General features: G+C 39.0%; 18 protein-coding genes. 11 read left to right on the forward strand and 7 right to left on the reverse strand.

What is annotated here, in order from left to right; all coding sequences use genetic code 11:
* Positions 1-16: 16 nt before the first annotated feature.
* Positions 17-565 (forward strand): DUF1003 domain-containing protein, encoded by a 549-nt coding sequence (locus IPL35_14015; GenBank protein ID MBK8444452.1) that lies wholly within the window; start codon positions 17-19, stop codon positions 563-565.
* A 50-nt stretch (positions 566-615) separates the two neighbouring features.
* Here the strand turns inward: IPL35_14015 and typA are convergent, their stop codons facing one another.
* Entirely contained in the window at positions 616-2454 is a 1839-nt protein-coding gene (typA, locus tag IPL35_14020; GenBank protein MBK8444453.1) for a translational GTPase TypA, read from the reverse strand.
* Positions 2455-2643: 189 nt separating this feature from the next.
* On the opposite strand from typA, the gene IPL35_14025 reads away from it, so the two are divergent.
* The gene (locus IPL35_14025; GenBank protein MBK8444454.1) at positions 2644-5103 is read left to right on the forward strand and encodes a T9SS type A sorting domain-containing protein; all 2460 of its coding nucleotides are present in this window, start codon (positions 2644-2646) and stop codon (positions 5101-5103) included.
* Between the two features lie 93 nt (positions 5104-5196).
* On the opposite strand, the gene IPL35_14030 is transcribed toward IPL35_14025, so the two are convergent.
* The 5 genes from IPL35_14030 to IPL35_14050 form a co-directional block, all read right to left on the reverse strand.
* Positions 5197-6075, reverse strand: coding sequence for a hypothetical protein (locus tag IPL35_14030; GenBank protein ID MBK8444455.1), 879 nt, complete (start codon positions 6073-6075; stop codon positions 5197-5199).
* A 116-nt stretch (positions 6076-6191) separates the two neighbouring features.
* Positions 6192-6743: a YceI family protein gene (locus IPL35_14035; GenBank protein ID MBK8444456.1), complete on the reverse strand. Its 552-nt coding sequence runs from the start codon at positions 6741-6743 to the stop codon at positions 6192-6194.
* Between the two features lie 40 nt (positions 6744-6783).
* Positions 6784-7200 carry a hypothetical protein gene (locus IPL35_14040; protein MBK8444457.1) on the reverse strand — a complete coding sequence of 139 codons (417 nt, stop codon included), beginning with the start codon at positions 7198-7200 and terminating at the stop codon, positions 6784-6786.
* Positions 7201-7254: 54 nt separating this feature from the next.
* Positions 7255-7590, reverse strand: a complete 336-nt coding sequence (locus IPL35_14045) for a hypothetical protein (GenBank protein ID MBK8444458.1) — start codon at positions 7588-7590, stop codon at positions 7255-7257.
* Between the two features lie 92 nt (positions 7591-7682).
* The gene (locus IPL35_14050) at positions 7683-8852 is read right to left on the reverse strand and encodes a DUF11 domain-containing protein (protein ID MBK8444459.1); all 1170 of its coding nucleotides are present in this window, start codon (positions 8850-8852) and stop codon (positions 7683-7685) included.
* 201 nt (positions 8853-9053) lie between these two features.
* Between IPL35_14050 and IPL35_14055 the strand changes: the two genes are divergently transcribed.
* The 9 genes from IPL35_14055 (at position 9054) to IPL35_14095 (ending at position 16692) form a co-directional block, all read left to right on the forward strand.
* On the forward strand, positions 9054-10457 hold the full coding sequence (locus tag IPL35_14055) for an RNA methyltransferase (GenBank protein MBK8444460.1): 1404 nt from the start codon (positions 9054-9056) through the stop codon (positions 10455-10457).
* 229 nt (positions 10458-10686) lie between these two features.
* On the forward strand, positions 10687-11355 hold the full coding sequence (locus IPL35_14060) for a hypothetical protein (GenBank protein ID MBK8444461.1): 669 nt from the start codon (positions 10687-10689) through the stop codon (positions 11353-11355).
* Positions 11356-11712: 357 nt separating this feature from the next.
* Positions 11713-12297: a hypothetical protein gene (locus IPL35_14065; GenBank protein MBK8444462.1), complete on the forward strand. Its 585-nt coding sequence runs from the start codon at positions 11713-11715 to the stop codon at positions 12295-12297.
* Positions 12298-12443: 146 nt separating this feature from the next.
* Positions 12444-13022, forward strand: a complete 579-nt coding sequence (locus IPL35_14070; GenBank protein MBK8444463.1) for a hypothetical protein — start codon at positions 12444-12446, stop codon at positions 13020-13022.
* A gap of 68 nt (positions 13023-13090) precedes the next feature.
* Complete coding sequence (locus tag IPL35_14075) at positions 13091-13768, forward strand: hypothetical protein (protein ID MBK8444464.1); 678 nt, start codon at positions 13091-13093, stop codon at positions 13766-13768.
* 152 nt (positions 13769-13920) lie between these two features.
* Complete coding sequence (locus IPL35_14080) at positions 13921-14505, forward strand: hypothetical protein (protein ID MBK8444465.1); 585 nt, start codon at positions 13921-13923, stop codon at positions 14503-14505.
* Between the two features lie 65 nt (positions 14506-14570).
* Entirely contained in the window at positions 14571-15236 is a 666-nt protein-coding gene (locus IPL35_14085) for a hypothetical protein (protein MBK8444466.1), read from the forward strand.
* A 146-nt stretch (positions 15237-15382) separates the two neighbouring features.
* Positions 15383-15952: a hypothetical protein gene (locus IPL35_14090; GenBank protein MBK8444467.1), complete on the forward strand. Its 570-nt coding sequence runs from the start codon at positions 15383-15385 to the stop codon at positions 15950-15952.
* Between the two features lie 62 nt (positions 15953-16014).
* Complete coding sequence (locus tag IPL35_14095; GenBank protein ID MBK8444468.1) at positions 16015-16692, forward strand: hypothetical protein; 678 nt, start codon at positions 16015-16017, stop codon at positions 16690-16692.
* 76 nt (positions 16693-16768) lie between these two features.
* Here the strand turns inward: IPL35_14095 and IPL35_14100 are convergent, their stop codons facing one another.
* Positions 16769-17983: a tetratricopeptide repeat protein gene (locus IPL35_14100; protein MBK8444469.1), complete on the reverse strand. Its 1215-nt coding sequence runs from the start codon at positions 17981-17983 to the stop codon at positions 16769-16771.
* Positions 17984-17988: the final 5 nt, after the last annotated feature.

Here is a 17988-nt window from a genome sequence, read left to right on the forward strand (position 1 = left end):
CTAAAAATAATTAATAATGGATAAAGATATTAAAAACCTGTTAATAACAGAAAGTGAACAATTAGAGAAATTGAGAAAAATTGTTCATAAAACGATTGATGATGAAAAACTTATTTTGGACAATTTATTGCACCCTCCCAAAGAAATATTGTCTAAAGGCGACTTGATTTCGGACAAAGTAGCAAAATTTGGGGGTAGTTGGGGATTTATTATCAGTTTTTTTATGGTATTGCTGCTTTGGATATTGTACAATACCATTTCACCCTTGCAAAGCATCTTTGACCCTTATCCTTTTATTTTAATGAATTTGATACTTTCGTGTATTGCGGCAGTGCAAGCACCTATTATTATGATGAGCCAAAACCGACAAGAGGAAAAAGACAGAAAACAAAGCGAAAACGATTACCTTATTAATTTAAAAGCAGAATTAGAAATCAGAGCTTTGCATCAAAAAATAGATTTATTGTTGCAGGAACAAATCAAAGTGCTGTTTGAAAGTCAGGCGCAGCAATTAGAACTGCTAAAAGAAATAGAAGAACAGTTGTTGTTAATAAAAAAGCCCTGATATTTTTAATATTCAGGGCTTTTTTATTAATTTTTCCAACTAAAAAGCTATTATTGCTCTACTTCCTCCTCATATATAACAATACCGGCAACTTTTTTAGCGCGTTTGCGCTCATTTTCGTCTAAGTGAATTTTTCGTAAGCGCAATGAGGTAGGCGTTACTTCCACAAGTTCGTCATCTTGAATATACTCCAAAGCCTCCTCCAAAGTATGTTTTTTGGGCGGAGCAAGGCGCACTTTATCATCGCTGCCCGAAGCTCGCACGTTGGTGAGTTTTTTGGTAATGCACAAATTTACTACCAAATCGCCCGGGCGGTTGTTTTCGCCGACCACTTGTCCGGTATAAACTGGTTCGCCATTGTGAATAAAGAAAGTACCTTTGTCTTGGAGTTTATCCATAGAATAAGCAATGGCATCACCTGTTTCTTTTGAAATCATTGAGCCGTTGATTCGTTTTTCTATTTCGCCCTTGTAGGGTTCAAAAGACTGAAAACGGTGCGACATCACAGCTTCGCCGGCAGTGAGGTTGAGCAAATCGCTGCGCAAGCCGATGATACCGCGCGAAGGAATAACAAATTCCAGAATATTGCGGTCGCCTTTGAGCAACATATTGAGCATCTCTCCTTTGCGGCGCGTAACTGTATCAATCACTTTGCCGGCATACATTTCGGGTACGTCCACTGTGAGTTCTTCCATCGGCTCACATCTTACACCTTTTATTTCTTTAATGATAACCTGCGGTTGTCCTACTTGGAGTTCGTAGCCCTCACGGCGCATAGTTTCTATCAAAATAGAAAGGTGCAATACACCACGCCCAAATACCTGAAAACGGTCTGCGCTATCGGTTTGAAGCACACGCATCGCCAAATTACGCTCCAATTCTTTATCCAAACGCTCTTTAATATGGCGCGAAGTCACAAATTTTCCTTCTTTACCAAAAAACGGCGAATCGTTGATGGTAAAAGTCATACTCATCGTAGGCTCATCAATAGAAATAGGAGCCATTGCTTCCGGATTTTCAATATCGCTGATGGTATCGCCGATTTCAAAATTATCCAAACCTACCAATGCACAAATCTCACCCGCCTCCACTTGCTCTACTTTCTTTTTGCCAAAACCTTCAAAAACATACAATTCCTTGATTTGGCAGCGTTGTTGTGCACCATCTCTTTTGATGAGTAACACTTGTTGGCGTTCTTTGAGCAAACCTCTGAACAAACGCCCCACCGCAATACGACCGATATAATTGGAATAATCCAAAGAAGTAATTTGCATTAGAGTAGTTCCTTCCGACACTTTCGGAGCAGGAATATGCTCAATAATGGTATCTAAAAGCGGAGCAATAGTGTCTGTTTTTTGTTTCCAATAATGATTCATCCAACCTTGTTTGGCAGAGCCGTATAAGCAGGGAAAATCCAATTGGTCTTCGGTAGCATCTAAAGTACACATCAAATCAAATACTTTTTCGTGTACTTCGTCGGGGGCGCAATTTTCTTTATCTACTTTATTAATCACTACTATCGGTTTTTTGCCCAAAGCCAAAGCCTTTGACAATACAAAACGGGTTTGTGGCATCGGTCCTTCAAAGGCATCGACGAGCAAAATAACGCCGTCAGCCAAATTGAGTACACGCTCCACCTCCCCACCGAAATCGGAGTGACCCGGTGTGTCAATAATATTGATTTTATATTCTTTATAACGAACCGAAACGTTTTTGGAAACGATAGTAATGCCACGCTCGCGTTCCAAGTCGTTGGAGTCCATAATCAGTTCGCCGACTTGTTCGTGGTCTTTGAAAAGTTTGCCCATAATGAGCATTTTATCCACCAAAGTCGTTTTTCCGTGGTCAACGTGGGCAATGATGGCAATGTTTCGGATATTCTGTTGCATAATATTTTGTGAGTAAATACGGTACAAAAATTTACCGTATTGAATTCGGCGTGCAAAGGTAGCAGTTTTTTTAATGTAAAACTCTTTTTGGTGAAAAAAAAAAAAAAACTTAAAATAAGAACAATCTATGTCGTAAATTTGAGGGTTTTTGTTTTTAAAAACCCCTAATAAAATAAAGAAAAAAAGAGTATGAAAAGATTTTTTGGCATATTAGTATGGATATGCTTCTGTAGTATGGCGATGCAATCACAAAACGCCACTTTTCGGGTAATGAGCTATAATTTGCTCAATTTTCCTAATCCGAGCAATAACAATACTTTAGGAAATGATACGGCACGCATACACGATTTTTCGTTGATTGCCACCGCCATTAATCCTGATATTATTATTATGGAGGAGTTTGTAGGTTTTGACGCTACCAAAGCAAATGCTTTGCTCGCCGGCCTCAACAACGAAAGCAGCAAAACGTATGCTCGCACCAATATGTTTAGTGCGCAAAACAGCGGCGATTTGGGTATTATGTTTTTCTACAACACAGCTTTGCTCACATTGGAAGCCTCTACGATTATTCCGCCGACTACAACTACTGCCGCCGGCAATTTGAGTCCGCGCAATCACGCCCACTACAAACTTTATTTCAACGACCCCAATTTGCCGATACATGGTATCAAAACCTATTTGGACTGTTTCGGCGTACACCTCAAAGCTGGTGATAAAGCAGGCGGTGCCGATAACCCCTATATTCGCGAAGTGGGAGCTATTGATTTGATGAATTATATAGAAAACAATCTAGGCATTTCTGCCAATATTGTTGTGGGCGGCGATTTTAATATGTACAGTGCCAACTACACCAATTCCTCTTCTTCTGTATATGAACCCGCTTACGGACAATTCATTAATACCACCAATTACCCCAATAATTATCTCAATGATGTAATAGGTCCCTGGACGCGTGAAAATTCCTGCTGTACGGCGGCATTTACACAATCACCCATTTCTGCCAACTATACACCCAGCACCTATGGCAACAGTAGTGCGGGCGGCGGCTTAGATGACCGTTTTGATTTTATCTGGATGGATAATAGTGCTAAAAATGCAGATGGCGGCGGCTCAATTCCTGACATTGCTTATGTTGCCAATTCGTATTCGCCTTTTGGAAAAGAAGGTGTGCCGATGAACGGTGATGTATTAGATGGTACAAACGCTTTAAAAAATGAACTCCGCACTATGTCAGACCATTATCCGATATACGCCGACTTTACAGTGACTTATCCGAATAGTGGGGCTGTGTGTAGTGTTATTTCTTTGGCGGCAGGTACTACCGGAGCTTGCGACAGCACTACACTCACTTACACTCAGGATATTATAGTATCATATTCCAATGCACCCACTACCGGAAATCTGATAGTGAACGGACAAAGTTTTGCCATTGGCGTAAGCCCGCAAACTGTCACGCTCACCAATTTGCCCGCCGATGGCTTGTCTGTCAGTGTAAGTGCTTCATTTAGTGCCGACCCCACTTGTGCGCTTACTATCTCTAATCTGTTCACCGCACCCGCGCCTTGCACATCTTCCGGCGGCGGTACTATTGCTTGTCCTTTGTTGATGACAGGTATCATTGATGGTCCTCTTACAGGCGGCGTACCCAAAGCTGTAGAATTGTATGTGATAGAAAATATTGCTAATTTGAGCCTTTACGGTTTGGGCAGTGCCAACAACGGCGGCGGTAGCGATGGACAAGAGTTTACTTTTCCAGCGGTGAGTGCGGCGGCAGGTACATTTATATATGTGGCGAGTGATAGCCTCGGTTTTGCTGATTTTTTCGGTTTTGCTCCTGATTATATCAGTGGTGCAGTAGCCGTAAATGGTGATGATGCTATTGAAATATTTTGTGAAGGCTCAGTCAGTGATACTTTTGGCGATATAACTTATGCTTCTGCTACCGGCTTGCCTTGGTTGTATATGGACGGTTGGGCATATCGCAATGATTGTGCAACGCCAACGGCTACCTTTGATACCGCCGACTGGACATACAGTGGGCAAAATGCTTTGGATTTTCAAACAACCAACGCTACGGCTACTCTTCCTTTTCCCATCGGTACTTATCAGCCCTGCCCGCCGACCTCTACCTGCGAAATAACAATAGATTTAATGACCCCCTCTGATAATCTGAGCGACAGCACTTATACTGTCAGCGTGGATTCTGTCATCAATGCTTACAACAGCGTTTATTTTGGATATAGCGGCACTGCCTACACCGTGCTTTATAACGCCGGAAATTACATAGACTTTTTCCCTGATTTTTATGTAAATGCCGATACATTTTCAGTATTTGATGCCGTGATACAGCCTTGTTCTGCTGTTGCAAAAACACAGCGCAACACAATAAAAAATATAAATTATATACTACCGAATACAAAAACCTTACAATTTTATCCTAATCCGGCACAGGATAATTTGAATATCTTGGTAGAAGAAACAGGTGTATTGGAGATTTACAATATGTCGGGGCAATTGATGAAGCAGGTTAAAAATGCCGACAGCCGCATTTTTAATATTTCTATTGCCGATTTGCCGAATGGTATTTATGCCCTCCGCTACACAGGCGAGCAGGACAGCCGTACCGAAAAGTTAGTGATTTCAAGATAGTAGTGATGAACTATTGTTTTTTATGCGGTTTAAATAACAAAAGCGGCGGTCTGAAAAAGACCGCCGCTTTTGTTATTATGGCAATATGTTTTTTTAATTTATTTGAAAAATCCTTGAAATATTAAATCCGAAATGAATGTCGCCTTTGGTGAAATCGTTGGCGGTTTCGGTGATAAAGGCTCTTTCGTTCATACCGGAGGTATTGCTGAAATGCAGTTGAAAAACGTGACCGCCGGTTTCGATATCAAAACCGATGGAAAGCGGATTATAAAAAACGCTTTCCGCATAGCCGTTGGCAACATAAAAATAGTCCAATGTGAGGGCTACGCGGCGACTCAGGCGCAGGCGACTTCCGATGCCTAAGCTATAAATATCGTGTTTGTCTTCGGTATCGGCGATAAGATTGCGGTGCACGAGGGTAGGGGCGAGTTGCAGCGTAAAAGCATCGCTGAATTTGCGCCCTACAATTAATTGATGATAATACGCCAAACGCGAAGTGAAGTAATTTTCGCGCTCCGGCTCTGACCATTTGAGCGTATTGTACGTTATTCCCGACACAAGAATAACGGACACCGGAAACACACGCTTCCCTTTAGATTGGTGTGCAAGGCGGTATTTAGCGTAAGCGTCTATTTCTTTGCGGTAGCTGCTGCGCCCCACGCCAACCGTGAAATTTTTGGAAATCCCATAGTCCAACCCCAAACGAATAGTAGCTCCATCTAAGCCAAAAAACTCATAAGCACCGCCGCTCAACTCCGAAAAACGATGCAAAATACGGAAATCCAAAGCTCCTTTGTGAAGCATTTCCATCGAGTGGGCATTGATGACACGCGGCGACTTGAAAGCAGAAATTACATATTCGGTTTCGGGTTCATCGGGTCCGAGGGCATCTAACAAGCTATCTTCCTCCTCTTGTGCAGTTGCCTGAAAAGCAGTAATTAATAAAGTAAAAACAAGTAAAATGTGTTTCATAAAAATGAATAAAAATAAATAGAAGCATGAATAAAAAAAGCCCTTGCGCTTATCCAAGCACAAGGGCAGATATATAATTACAAAAACAAAAAACAGAACAACATATTCAATAGCAACTAAGGCGCAGCTTCTAAGGCTACATCTACGGTAATTTTTATGCTGTTGCTAATATTTTCTTTCACCAAAGCCGGAATTTGAATATCGTATTCCGACAACAATAAATTAAATTCGGAATTGCCGCTCACTTTACCGCCTTTTATAGTAAAAGTACCTTTGGCGTTAATGTCTTTCGTAACGCCGTGCATCGTCATCTGACCCGAAATAACAGCCGGATAAGTGCCGTCTTTTTGGAAATCTATCGAAGAAATATTGGAAATTTTACCTTTGAAAGTAGCTTTGGGAAATTTGTCGCTTTCCACATAATTTTCATTAAAATGCTCCTGCATCAGGGCTTTTTCGAATTCAAAGGCTTTCATCAATACTCCAAATTCCATTTTTCCGGTGGCGGCATCTACCACGCAACTTACTTTTTTATTTACTGCCTCAATGTTTTCGGCAGATGATTTGGAAAAGAAAGAAATAGTGCCATTTTTGGTAAAATAACGTTGTGCTTGTGCACTGTTTACTGCAAAAATCATTGCAATGCTTAACAAGAATAAGCGTTTCATAAAAGATAATTGATTAAATTGTTTTGTTTGAGGTGAAAAATTATTTTTCAAGAGCACAGCGTACCAGTACTACATCGGTGAGCATTCCGGTACAAATGCCTTTGACTTTTACATTATCGCCGGGTTTAATGGAGGCTGCGCTTTCATTGTGCCGCTCGTCCATCTGGCAACTCACGCTGCTGATTTCGGCAGGGTCGCCGAGTTCTAAAGTAATCACACCTTTGTCGTCTTTGCTCACATTTTTTACTGTTCCCTGCACAGCAATGGTTTTGTTGAGATAGTCGGTATTAGCTTTGGTTTCGTCGTTGCTGTAGGCTGCCACTAAATCAGTAGAGCTGATGTTGAGGTCGGCAGCGGCTTTGCTCACATCGACAGCTTCGCGATTAAATTCGGCATAGCCGTAATATGTGCCGCCCAAAATTCCGAGCAGCAACAAAATCAAAATAATTTTTTTCATCTTTTCTTCTTTTGATTTTTTAATATTAATAAAAAAATGTTTTCTGAGTTTTCTTTAATTATTCAAAGCACCCCCTGCAATCCAGTCGTTGATTTTTTCCAAATCACAACTTCCTAATTTTTGACCCGAAGGCGGCATTACTGAAAATCCGCTTTCGTGATTAACCGAACCTTTTAGTTTGCCATTATCAACTAAGGCTTTTACAGTGGCATAGCTATCCACCACAATATTACCCAATGCCAAATTTTGAGCATGACAACCGTAGCAATTAGTTGCTAAAACAGGTGCTACATGCGTGCTGTATGAAGCAGTGTCAGAGTAGCAATTTTGGGTAGTATCAGTATTTGCGGGATATAATTCCTCCTCTACATCATAATAGCAAGCTGACAAGGAAATAAAAAATATTGCGCATAAGACACAAGCTGTAAAACGAATAATATTCATATATTTTATTGTAAATAAATTTATTATAAATAAAAATACTAATTATTTAATGCGCCCTGATTAATCCACGCTTCAATTTTGGTAATATCACATTCAGGCAACATAGTGCCGCTGGGTGGCATTGCTGAAAATCCGCTTTGATGCTTAATTGCCCCCAACAAAGAGCCTTCATCTACTTTTGATTTTACACCCGTGTAAGTATCTAAAATAACATTACCCAGGTGTGCTGCCGTGCTATGGCACGCTCCGCAATTAGATGATAAAATGGGCGCAATGTCTTGAGAAAAACTCATATTATCGGTAGGGCAGGTATCGGTATCAGGGGTACAGGTGAGGTTGAGCGCACCTTGTGCTATCCATTTATAAATAAGCTGAATTTGGTCGGCACTCAGAGGAGCATAAGGCGGAGGGGGCATAACATTATTTGGATTATCCTCCACCAATACTTCATAGAGTTCACTTTGCAAAGGGCTGAAATCATTGACACCGCCTGTTTGCATTACTTTGGCATAAGTGGTTAAATTCACACCTTCTTTTGGCGAAACAGCATCGTGGCAAGCGTCCATAGCACAGTTTGCCAACAGAAGTGGTAATACTTGTTGTGAAAAATACACAGAATCGGGGGAGCAGGGGTCTGTATTCACAGGCGAGTTTACTACCACCGATACGGAGGCTTGGTCGTCTTCGCTGCTGCTACTGTTATTGGGTGTAGAGTCTTTATCCTCCTGGTCGGCGGCGACTACCTGAACCGTATTTACCACCGTGCCTGCAGCAGTAGTTTTAGCAGTAATTAAAAGAGAGGCATTGCTGCCATTTGTCAAAGTACCTATTGACCACTCGCCGATAGGGGAGCTATAAGTGCCATTGCTCGCCACCGAAGACACATAATCGAGTCCGGCGGGCAACACATCTTTTACTTTGATGCCTGTTGCGATGGTATCGCCTTCGTTGCTGATGCTAATAGTATAGGTAATATTATCCCCCACAGTGACAGTGCTTGTGCTGACAGTTTTAGTCAGTTTCAAATCAATGGCAAGTGTGTCGTTGTTGGTATTGGTAGTATCAATGGGATTATCCGTTGTATCTATCGGATTATCCGTAGTGTCCGTAATATCCACAATTTCAGGTATGTCGTGCTTGCACGCCGACACAATACTTAATATAAACAGTACACAAAAGGCACTAATAATAACAATTGTTTTTTTCATTTTTTTAGATTTTCAGTATAAAGTAGAGATAAAATCAATTAAAAATAAAGTTTAAACATCATTTTTTTGCGAAAGTAATTGAAAGTTTTTGTAAAATGTTATTTTACGAACAAAAATATCTCTAAATTGAAGCTAAGGTTATAAAAAAAATTATTAATCTTACTTATTCAAATTTATATTTTTTATTAAAATATCTATATTTTGCAAGAAAAAAAACAGGTAAACTCCCCATTAAAAACACTTCCGAAGGCTTTTTTAGAGCAAATGCAACAACAAATAGGGGAGCAGGAGAGCAGGAAATTGGCGGCTGTAATGGAGCAGGATTCGTCGGTGAGCATTCGCCTCAACCCGCAGAAAGTTGCGCCGCTTTTGTTTGATTTGGCGGCTGCCGTTCCTTGGTGCGAGTCGGCTTATTATTTGGCGCAGCGTCCGAATTTTGCTCACGACCCACTTTGGCACGCCGGAGCCTATTATGTGCAAGAAGCCTCCTCTATGCTCATTGACCATATTATACGACACCACAGCGACTGTAGTTCGCCTTTGTCTGTATTAGATTTGTGTGCTTCGCCCGGCGGGAAAACTACTTTATTGGCTTCGGCGATACACCCGCACAGTACGCTCATCGCCAACGAAGCCATCAAAAACAGGGTAGGAGCTTTGTATCAGAATATAGCACGTTGGGGGCGGCAAAATGTTTTTATTACGCAGCAGCAAGTGGGCGATTTCGCGGCGATGCGGGGCTGTTTTGATGTGGTGTTGGCAGATGCACCTTGTTCGGGCGAGGGGCTTTTTCGTAAGCAGGCGAGTGCGATGGAAGAATGGTCGCCGCAAACAGTGGCGTTTTGTGCTGCCCGACAGCGCAGTATTTTGCAGGCTGCCGCGCCTTTGGTCAAAAAAGGAGGTATTTTGATATACAGCACCTGCACTTATAATCAGCGCGAAAACGAAGAAAATGCAGTTGCTTTGTTAGATTTAGGTTTTGAGTCGTTGCGCTTATCCTTAGCAGTGAATTGGGGGGTGGAGGAGGTAAAATTCCGGCAAAGTTATCACTATCATTGCTATCCGCATCGTGTGGCGGGCGAGGGTTTTTATTGTTCTGTTTTTCGCAAAACAAAGGGCGAAAACGGAGCGACAAACAAAGGAAATAAAAATGTAATAAGTAAAAATATTATGTTAAATAGCAAAGAAAAAGAAATGCTGACACCTTGGATAGAGGACACCTTTTTATATATGATGAATTGGTTAAAGTTGCCCAACGGACAAATATTTGCCGTGACTCCGTTACACGATGAAAATTTGAAAATATGCACCGCCAATATGCCGCGCAGCGAATATATTTTATTGGGCGAATTTAAAGGAAAAGATTTTATTCCATCTCACGAATTGGCTTTAAATACTATGATAAACAATCAATTACAAAGCATTGAATTAAATATATCAGATGCACAATCTTATTTAAAAAAAGAAAATTTTGAATTAAAAAATGTATCGCAAAATTTCGGCTGGACTTTGGCAAAATTTAATGGACTGCCGCTTGGCTGGCTAAAGCTAATGCCCAATCGCTACAACAATTATTACCCTACCAATTGGCGCATTTTAAAGTAAAAACCTGTATTTGTTTTTATAAATCAATTTGTAAAATAATTAACATTATGTTAAGTTAATGTTTTTTATCTATCAATACCACGCTCCCGACTTGCTCTTAAAGTGTTAAAAATTTGGAGTTTTGACGCAAAGAGTTTAATTTTAGAAGCGATAGTTTTAATTTTTTAATCAAAAAAATTTTTACAACATGATGAGTTTTGTGATAAAATAAGTTTGGTATTCCAAGAATATGGCTATTAGAATAATCATAATATCATCGCTGTTGCTGTTGGCTTCCTGCTTCAAAGATTCGGATTGTCACGAACACTATCAGGTGGCACTACCCTTTTCCACCGAAGGAATGCCCGACACTTTGGCAGTGGGCGATACACTTTGGTTCAATGCTGATTTTTCCGATACCCTGCCCGACATCTTCAACATTGGCGAAAAATGGCACCTGCACGACTTTGATTTTAAAGGCTATTTTTTGGTATTTAAAATAGATACAACTCCGGCACACGATATCCATATTCCATTGGAATACACTGTCGCACTCGGAAAAATAAATCCTTTTTATTTTAATGATGGCGGAGTTTCTTATCAGTTGCAATTTGATTTTTCTGAAACGGAACACCGCTACCGTTTGCGCTTTGGCCTTATCCCCAAAGAAAAAGGTATCTATCATCTTAGAATGGGGTCTCTGATTTCCGATGATTACTATTTTAATAATGGATATCATATAGACGAAGAATGTAGATACAAGCAACCTCTTATGGTTAGCTATTCTACTAATAACAGAGGAGATAATAACCGTCATTTGTTTTTAGCCTCTCCTGACAGTGCTTATGTTCATAGCATAGATAATCTAAAATTATTGGATTACTGGGAAACAGGCTCTTATTGTTTCGTGGTAAAATAAGTTTTGGTATTAACGGCGTATTTTGCTAAGTTGCCAACACGCCGTTTTAACTTTTTCAAGAATATGGCTACTAAAATTTATTATATAGGTTTATGTTTTTGTGTTTTAAAATTTATTATATAGGTTTATGTTTTTGTGTTTTAAAATTTATTATATAGGTTTATGTTTTTTTGTTTTAAAATTTATTATATAGGTTTATGTTTTTGTGTTTTAAAATTTATTATATAGGTTTATGTTTTTGTGTTTTAAAATTTATTATATAGGTTTATGTTTTTGTGTTTTAAAATTTATTATATAGGTTTATGTTTTTGTGTTTTAATAGCGGTAAGCTGTACTAAAATAAAGCACTGTCCTTCTGTGTATAAGCTAACTTTGCCTCTTTACACCCAAGGCATCCCTGATACTTTGGCAGTGGGCGATACGCTCTGGTTCAACGCCGATTTTTCGGATACCCTCACTGATTTTGCCAATGAAAACAGTTATTTACACTTAGAAAATTTTGATTTTCAATGTGTTTTTGGAATATCAAAGATAGATTCTACCATAGCACAATATAATAACATCAATACTATAGATATTATAAATGGTATAGGTACTATTCAATCTGTGTTGTTCAGCAATGGTACTGTCTATAATAATATCTTTTTTTGGTATAAAGAGCATCGGTATAAGCTAAAATTTGGCTTGGTTCCCAAGGTAAAAGGTGTTTTTCATATAAGTTTTTGGAGTAGAATAGATTTGGTATCTCCACTTCTATTGAATACTGATTGTAAAGGAAAAGAAGAGATGCTAATTTATTGTTCTACCAATAATGATGGTGACAATAATCGCTATTTATTATTGGGTTCGCCGGATTCACTTTTTATCCAGGCAATAGAAACTCCGGACGGGTCAGGAGTTGGTTACTGGAAACAGGGGTCTTATTGTTTCGTGGTAAAATAAGTTTGGTATTAACGGCGTGTTTTGCTAAGTTGCCAACACGCCGTTTTAACTTTTTCAAGAATATGGTTACTAAAATTTATTATATAGGTTTATGTTTTTGTGTTTTAATAGCGGTAAGCTGTACTAAAATAAAGCACTGTCCTTCTGTGTATAAGCTCACTTTGCCTTTTTATACCGAAGGCACGCCCGACACTTTGGCAGTGGGCGATACGCTCTGGTTCAACGCCGATTTTTCCGATACTCTGCCTGATGTTATCAATATCGGCGAAAAATGGCACATGCACGACTTTGATTTTAGGAGCAGTTTTCGCATCTTTCGTTTGGATAAAGATACGGTAAAAGATGCCGCCCGTAATTTTGATATAGCGGTTATTAAAGGAACTGTTTCTCCTTTTTATTACAGTACGGGCAGTATTTCTAATGACTTTGAGGCAGAGTTCTCCCCTGATACACACCACTACGCTGTACGTTTCGGTGTAGTACCCCAGGAGCAGGGAACTTATCATTTGTTTTTCGGAAGTTTTATCTTGCCAATATCAGATCGTTATAATATAGACCCGTGTTGTAGAGGGAAAGAAACGGTTTTTTTCACTATAGCACCAATAATAATGCAGATAATCATCGCTATTTATTTCTATCTTCGCCTGATTCTTTATATACATATAGCTTTGATAATCTCAAGAGTGAGGATTACTGGCAACAGGGGTCTTATTGTTTTGCAGTAAAATAAGTTTTGGTATTAACGGCGTGTTTTGCTAAGTTGCCAACACTCCGTTTTAACTTTTCCAAGAATATGGCTACTAAAATCATTCTATTTTGTTTTTTCACGCTGTTCCTTTTTTTTAGCGATTGTGGTTGCCGCATCAAAGACAATGACTGCCACGGTTACTATGAAATAGAAATACCTTTCCACACCGAAGGCACCCCCGATACTTTGGTAGTGGGCGATACACTTTGGTTCAATGCTGATTTTTCCGATACTCTGCCCGACATCTTCAACATTGGCGAAAAATGGCACCTGCACGACTTTGATTTTAAAGGATCCTTTGGCTTACTTAAAATAGATACAACTTCGGCACACGATATCCATATTCCATTGGAATACACTGTCGCACTCGGAAAAATAAATCCTTTTTATTTTAATGATGGCGGAGTTTCTTATCAGTTGCAATTTGATTTTTCTGAAGCAGAACACCGCTACCGTCTGCGCTTTGGCCTTATCCCCAAAGAAAAAGGTATCTATCATCTTAGAATGGGGTCTCTGATTTCCGATGGAGATATGGAATTTGAAATTGATGAAGAATGTAGATATAAACAGCCCCTTTATGTAAGCTATTCCACCAATAACAGAGGAGATAATAACCGTCATTTGTTTTTAGCCTCTCCTGACAGTGCTTATGTTCATAGCATAGATAATCTAAAATTATTGGATTACTGGGAAACAGGCTCTTATTGTTTCGTGGTAAAATAAGTTTGGTATTAACGGCGTATTTTGCTAAGTTGCCAACACGCCGTTTTAACTTTTTCAAGAATATGGTTACTAAAATTTATTATATAGGTTTATGTTTTTGTGTTTTAATGGCAATGGCGGTAAGCTGTACTAAAATAAAGCACTGTCCTTCTGTGTATAAGCTAACTTTGCCTCTTTACACCCAAGGCACGCCCGACACTTTGGCAGTGGGCGATACACTTTGGTTCAATGCTGATTTTTCCGATACCCTCACTGATTTTGCCAATGAAAACAGTTATTTACACTTAGAAAATTTTGATTTCCAATGTGGTTTTGGAATATCCAAGATAGATTCTACCGTAGCGCAACATAATAACATCAATACTATGGATATTATAAATGGTATAGGTACTGTTCAATCTGTATTGTTCAGCAATGGATTTGTTTATAATAATATCTTTTTTTTGTATCAAGAGCATCGGTATAAGCTAAAATTTGGCTTGGTTCCCAAGGTAAAAGGTGTTTTTTATATAGGGTTTTTTAGTTGGCTTGACACTGGATATGATTTGGACTTTAATACTGATTGTAAAGGAAATGAAGAAATGCTAATTTATTGTTCTACCAATAATGATGGTGATAATAATCGCTATTTATTATTGGGTTCGCCGGATTTACTTTTTATCCATGCAATAGAAACTCCGGACGGGTCAGGAGTTGGTTACTGGAAACAGGGGTCTTATTGTTTTGCGGCAAAATAAGAGACTTGGTATTAACGGCGTGTTTTGCTAAGTTGCCAACACGCCGTTTTAACTTTTTCAAGAATATGGCTATTAGAATAATCATAATATCATCGCTGTTGTTGTTGGCTTCCTGCTTTAAAGATTCGGATTGTCACGAACACTATCAGGTGGCACTACCCTTTTCCACCGAAGGTATCCCCGACACTTTGGCAGTGGGCGATACACTTTGGTTCAATGCCGATTTTTCGGATACCCTGCCCGATGTTATCAATATCGGCGAAAAGTGGCACATGCACGACTTTAACTTTAAAGGCTATTTTTTTCTATTTAAAATAGATACTGCTTTAGTGAACGATATTAATCTTGAAATGGAGCATATCGTCGCACTTGGAAAAATAAATCCTTTTTATTTTAATGATGGCGGAGTTTCTTATAATTTTCAATTTGATTTTTCTGAAACGGAACATCGCTACCGTTTGCGTTTTGGTGTTATTCCAAAGCAGAAAGGGGTATATCATTTTTTTATGGGATCTATGGTTTCTGATGACCACTATCGCGACCGATATAATATAGACGAGGAATGTAGATACAAACAACAATTTATTATCAGCTATTCTACTAATAACAGAGGAGATAATAACCGCCATTTGTTTTTAGCCTCACCCGATAGTGCTTATGTTCATAGTATAGATAATCTAAAATTATTGGATTACTGGGAAACAGGCTCTTATTGTTTTGCAGTAAAATAAGTTTTGGTATTAACGGCGTGTTTTGCTAAGTTGCCAACACGCCGTTTTAACTTTTCAAGAATATGGTTACTAAAATTTATTATATAGGTTTATGTTTTTGTGTTTTAATAGCGGTAAGCTGTACTAAAATAAAGCACTGTCCTTCTGTGTATAAGCTCACTTTGCCTTTTTATACCGAAGGCACCCCCGACACTTTGGCAGTGGGCGATACGCTTTGGTTTTATGCCGATTTTTCGGATACCCTCACTGATTTTGCCAATGAAAACAGTTATTTACACTTAGAAAATTTTGATTTCCAATGTGGTTTTATTATATCTAAAATAGATACGTCAATTGTACAACATCCAAATAATGCGATGGACATTATAAATGGTATAGGTAAGGTCAATTCTGTTTTATTCAGTAATAATATTACTCATCATTATATTAGTTATTTATTTAAGGAACACCGATATAAACTAAAATTTGGTTTGGTTCCAAAAATAAAAGGAGTTTTCTATATAAATTTTTGGAGTTTTATAGATTTGGTATCTCCACTTCAATTAAACACAGATTGCAAAGGAAAAGAAGAGATAATTTATTGTTCTACCAATAATGATGGTGATAATAATCGCTATTTATTATTAAATTCGCCGGATTCACTTTTTATCTATGCAGTAGATTCACCCGGATATGATTATTGGCAACAAGGCTCTTATTGTTTCGTGGTAAAATAAGTTTGGTATTAACGGCGTGTTTTGCTAAGTTGCCAACACGCCGTTTTAACTTTTCCAAGAATATGGTTACTAAAATCATTCTATTTTGTTTTTTCACGCTATTCCTTTTTTTTAGCGATTGTAGTTGCCGCATCAAAGACAATGACTGCCACGGTTACTATGAAATAGAAATACCTTTCCACACCGAAGGCACCCCCGATACTTTGGTAGTGGGCGATACACTTTGGTTCAATGCTGATTTTTCCGATACCCTGCCCGACATCTTCAACATTGGCGAAAAATGGCACCTGCACGACTTTGATTTTAAAGGATATGTTCAAGCGTTTAGAATAGATGTGAATAACGTAGATGGCATCAGTTTAGGAATAGATGTCTTTGCATCTATTGGGCAAGTGATCCCTTTTTATTTCAGTAGCGGCGATGTGATGTATGATATTAAACCTAGTTTTTATGAAGCGGAACACCGCTACCGTTTGCGTTTTGGTGTTATTCCTAAACAGAAAGGCGTATATCATTTTTTCATGGGGTCTCTGATTTCCGATGGGGATATGGAATTTGAAATTGATGAAGAATGTAGATATAAACAGCCCCTTTATGTAAGCTATTCCACCAATAACAGAGGAGATAATAACCGTCATTTGTTTTTAGCCTCTCCTGACAGTGCTTATGTTCATAGCATAGATAATCTAAAATTATTGGATTACTGGGAAACAGGCTCTTATTGTTTCGTGGTAAAATAAATAAAAAACGCCCCCTCTCACCGATATATTTGATGAAAGGGGGCGTTTGATATTTGGTTCAAAAGTACCTTCTACCCTATTTGCAATTGGCATCAATTTTTTCTTTCAAAGGTGCTATTTTGTCCATAGCACTGATGCGAGCATAAATTTGGCTGAGAGCCTGCATCGTATTACAGTCGTTGGCTTGCAGCGTGAGGGCTTTTTCAAAATGCGGCAAAGCCTGCGAGAAAAAGTCATTTACTGTCTTTTTACTGCTTTCGTATTCGGCATCGCTCAATTTTCCTTCTGCATCTTTTTTGTTCATTTCCTGCGTTTTTTCGGCAGCTTGGTTAAAATACACCGTTCCTAAGTTATAATAAGCATCAAAGTATTTAGGGTCAATGGCTATCGCTTGCGTGTAAGCGGCGGCGGCTTTGGTGTAGTTTTTGGCGGCATCGTAGGCAGTGCCCAAAGCAAATTGCAAAGTGGCATTTTGCGGATCTACCTTTATCGCCTCTTCCATCACCTTAATGGCATCTTCTTTGTTATCACCGCCTAAGCTGGCATTTACTTCATTGATAATCAAAGATTTATCATTGGGAAACAATTTGCGTCCCTTTGCCAATATATCTTTGGCTTTGTCGGCAGCTCCTTGTTTTTTATACACTTCGTATAAAATGGTGTAAATAGAGGATTCTTTAAAATTAAGATTTACCAATTCCTCCATCATCGCAGCAGCTTCTTTGTTCATATCAGCATTAAAAGCACTCAAGCCGGCGGCGTATAAAGTGGAGGTATCGGCTCCTGCCACATAATCTTTGTTCAGAGCTTTGCAGGCTTCCATTTTACCGATTTCCAAGGATTTATTGAAGTTGCCGTATGCCGCTTTGTAGTTTTTACTCTGAAACAACTGGCTGCCTTTGTTGTACAAAGAGCTTTGCATAATGCACAATTGTTGTAGGGCTTCGTCTGTTTTAGATTTCTTTTTGTCGACTTTTTCTAATTCCACCACCTTCACAAATGATTCGTAAGCTTTGTCGGTAGCTCCTTTGGCTATATCCAAACTATCTTCAAAGTTGCTCAACTGTGCAAATATCAACCCGCGATACATCCACGTTTTTGACATTCCTTTTGATTCTTCGTGAACGGCGGCGGCTTCAATAGCCTCATAAGCCTTCATCAAATCCTTTTGATTAAAACCATATTGCGTATAATTCTGATAAGCCAGATAAGCATCTTGCACTTTCCCTTTTTGGGCAAAAGTCGCTCCGCTTATCAACAACGCAAAGCAAATAATGATTATTTTTTTCATTGTTT

This window comes from Sphingobacteriales bacterium, from assembly GCA_016711285.1.
Lineage (GTDB): Bacteria > Bacteroidota > Bacteroidia > Chitinophagales > UBA2359 > JADJTG01.

Bases quoted from the DNA above. Each gene is read 5' to 3' on its own strand.
- IPL35_14015 (MBK8444452.1), top strand. From the start codon at position 17: ATGGATAAAGATATTAAAAACCTGTTAATAACAGAAAGTGAACAATTA.
- typA (MBK8444453.1), bottom strand. From the start codon at position 2,454: ATGCAACAGAATATCCGAAACATTGCCATCATTGCCCACGTTGACCAC.
- IPL35_14025 (MBK8444454.1), top strand. From the start codon at position 2,644: ATGAAAAGATTTTTTGGCATATTAGTATGGATATGCTTCTGTAGTATG.
- IPL35_14030 (MBK8444455.1), bottom strand. From the start codon at position 6,075: ATGAAACACATTTTACTTGTTTTTACTTTATTAATTACTGCTTTTCAG.
- IPL35_14035 (MBK8444456.1), bottom strand. From the start codon at position 6,743: ATGAAACGCTTATTCTTGTTAAGCATTGCAATGATTTTTGCAGTAAAC.
- IPL35_14040 (MBK8444457.1), bottom strand. From the start codon at position 7,200: ATGAAAAAAATTATTTTGATTTTGTTGCTGCTCGGAATTTTGGGCGGC.
- IPL35_14050 (MBK8444459.1), bottom strand. From the start codon at position 8,852: ATGAAAAAAACAATTGTTATTATTAGTGCCTTTTGTGTACTGTTTATA.
- IPL35_14060 (MBK8444461.1), top strand. From the start codon at position 10,687: ATGGCTATTAGAATAATCATAATATCATCGCTGTTGCTGTTGGCTTCC.
- IPL35_14075 (MBK8444464.1), top strand. From the start codon at position 13,091: ATGGCTACTAAAATCATTCTATTTTGTTTTTTCACGCTGTTCCTTTTT.
- IPL35_14085 (MBK8444466.1), top strand. From the start codon at position 14,571: ATGGCTATTAGAATAATCATAATATCATCGCTGTTGTTGTTGGCTTCC.
- IPL35_14095 (MBK8444468.1), top strand. From the start codon at position 16,015: ATGGTTACTAAAATCATTCTATTTTGTTTTTTCACGCTATTCCTTTTT.
- IPL35_14100 (MBK8444469.1), bottom strand. From the start codon at position 17,983: ATGAAAAAAATAATCATTATTTGCTTTGCGTTGTTGATAAGCGGAGCG.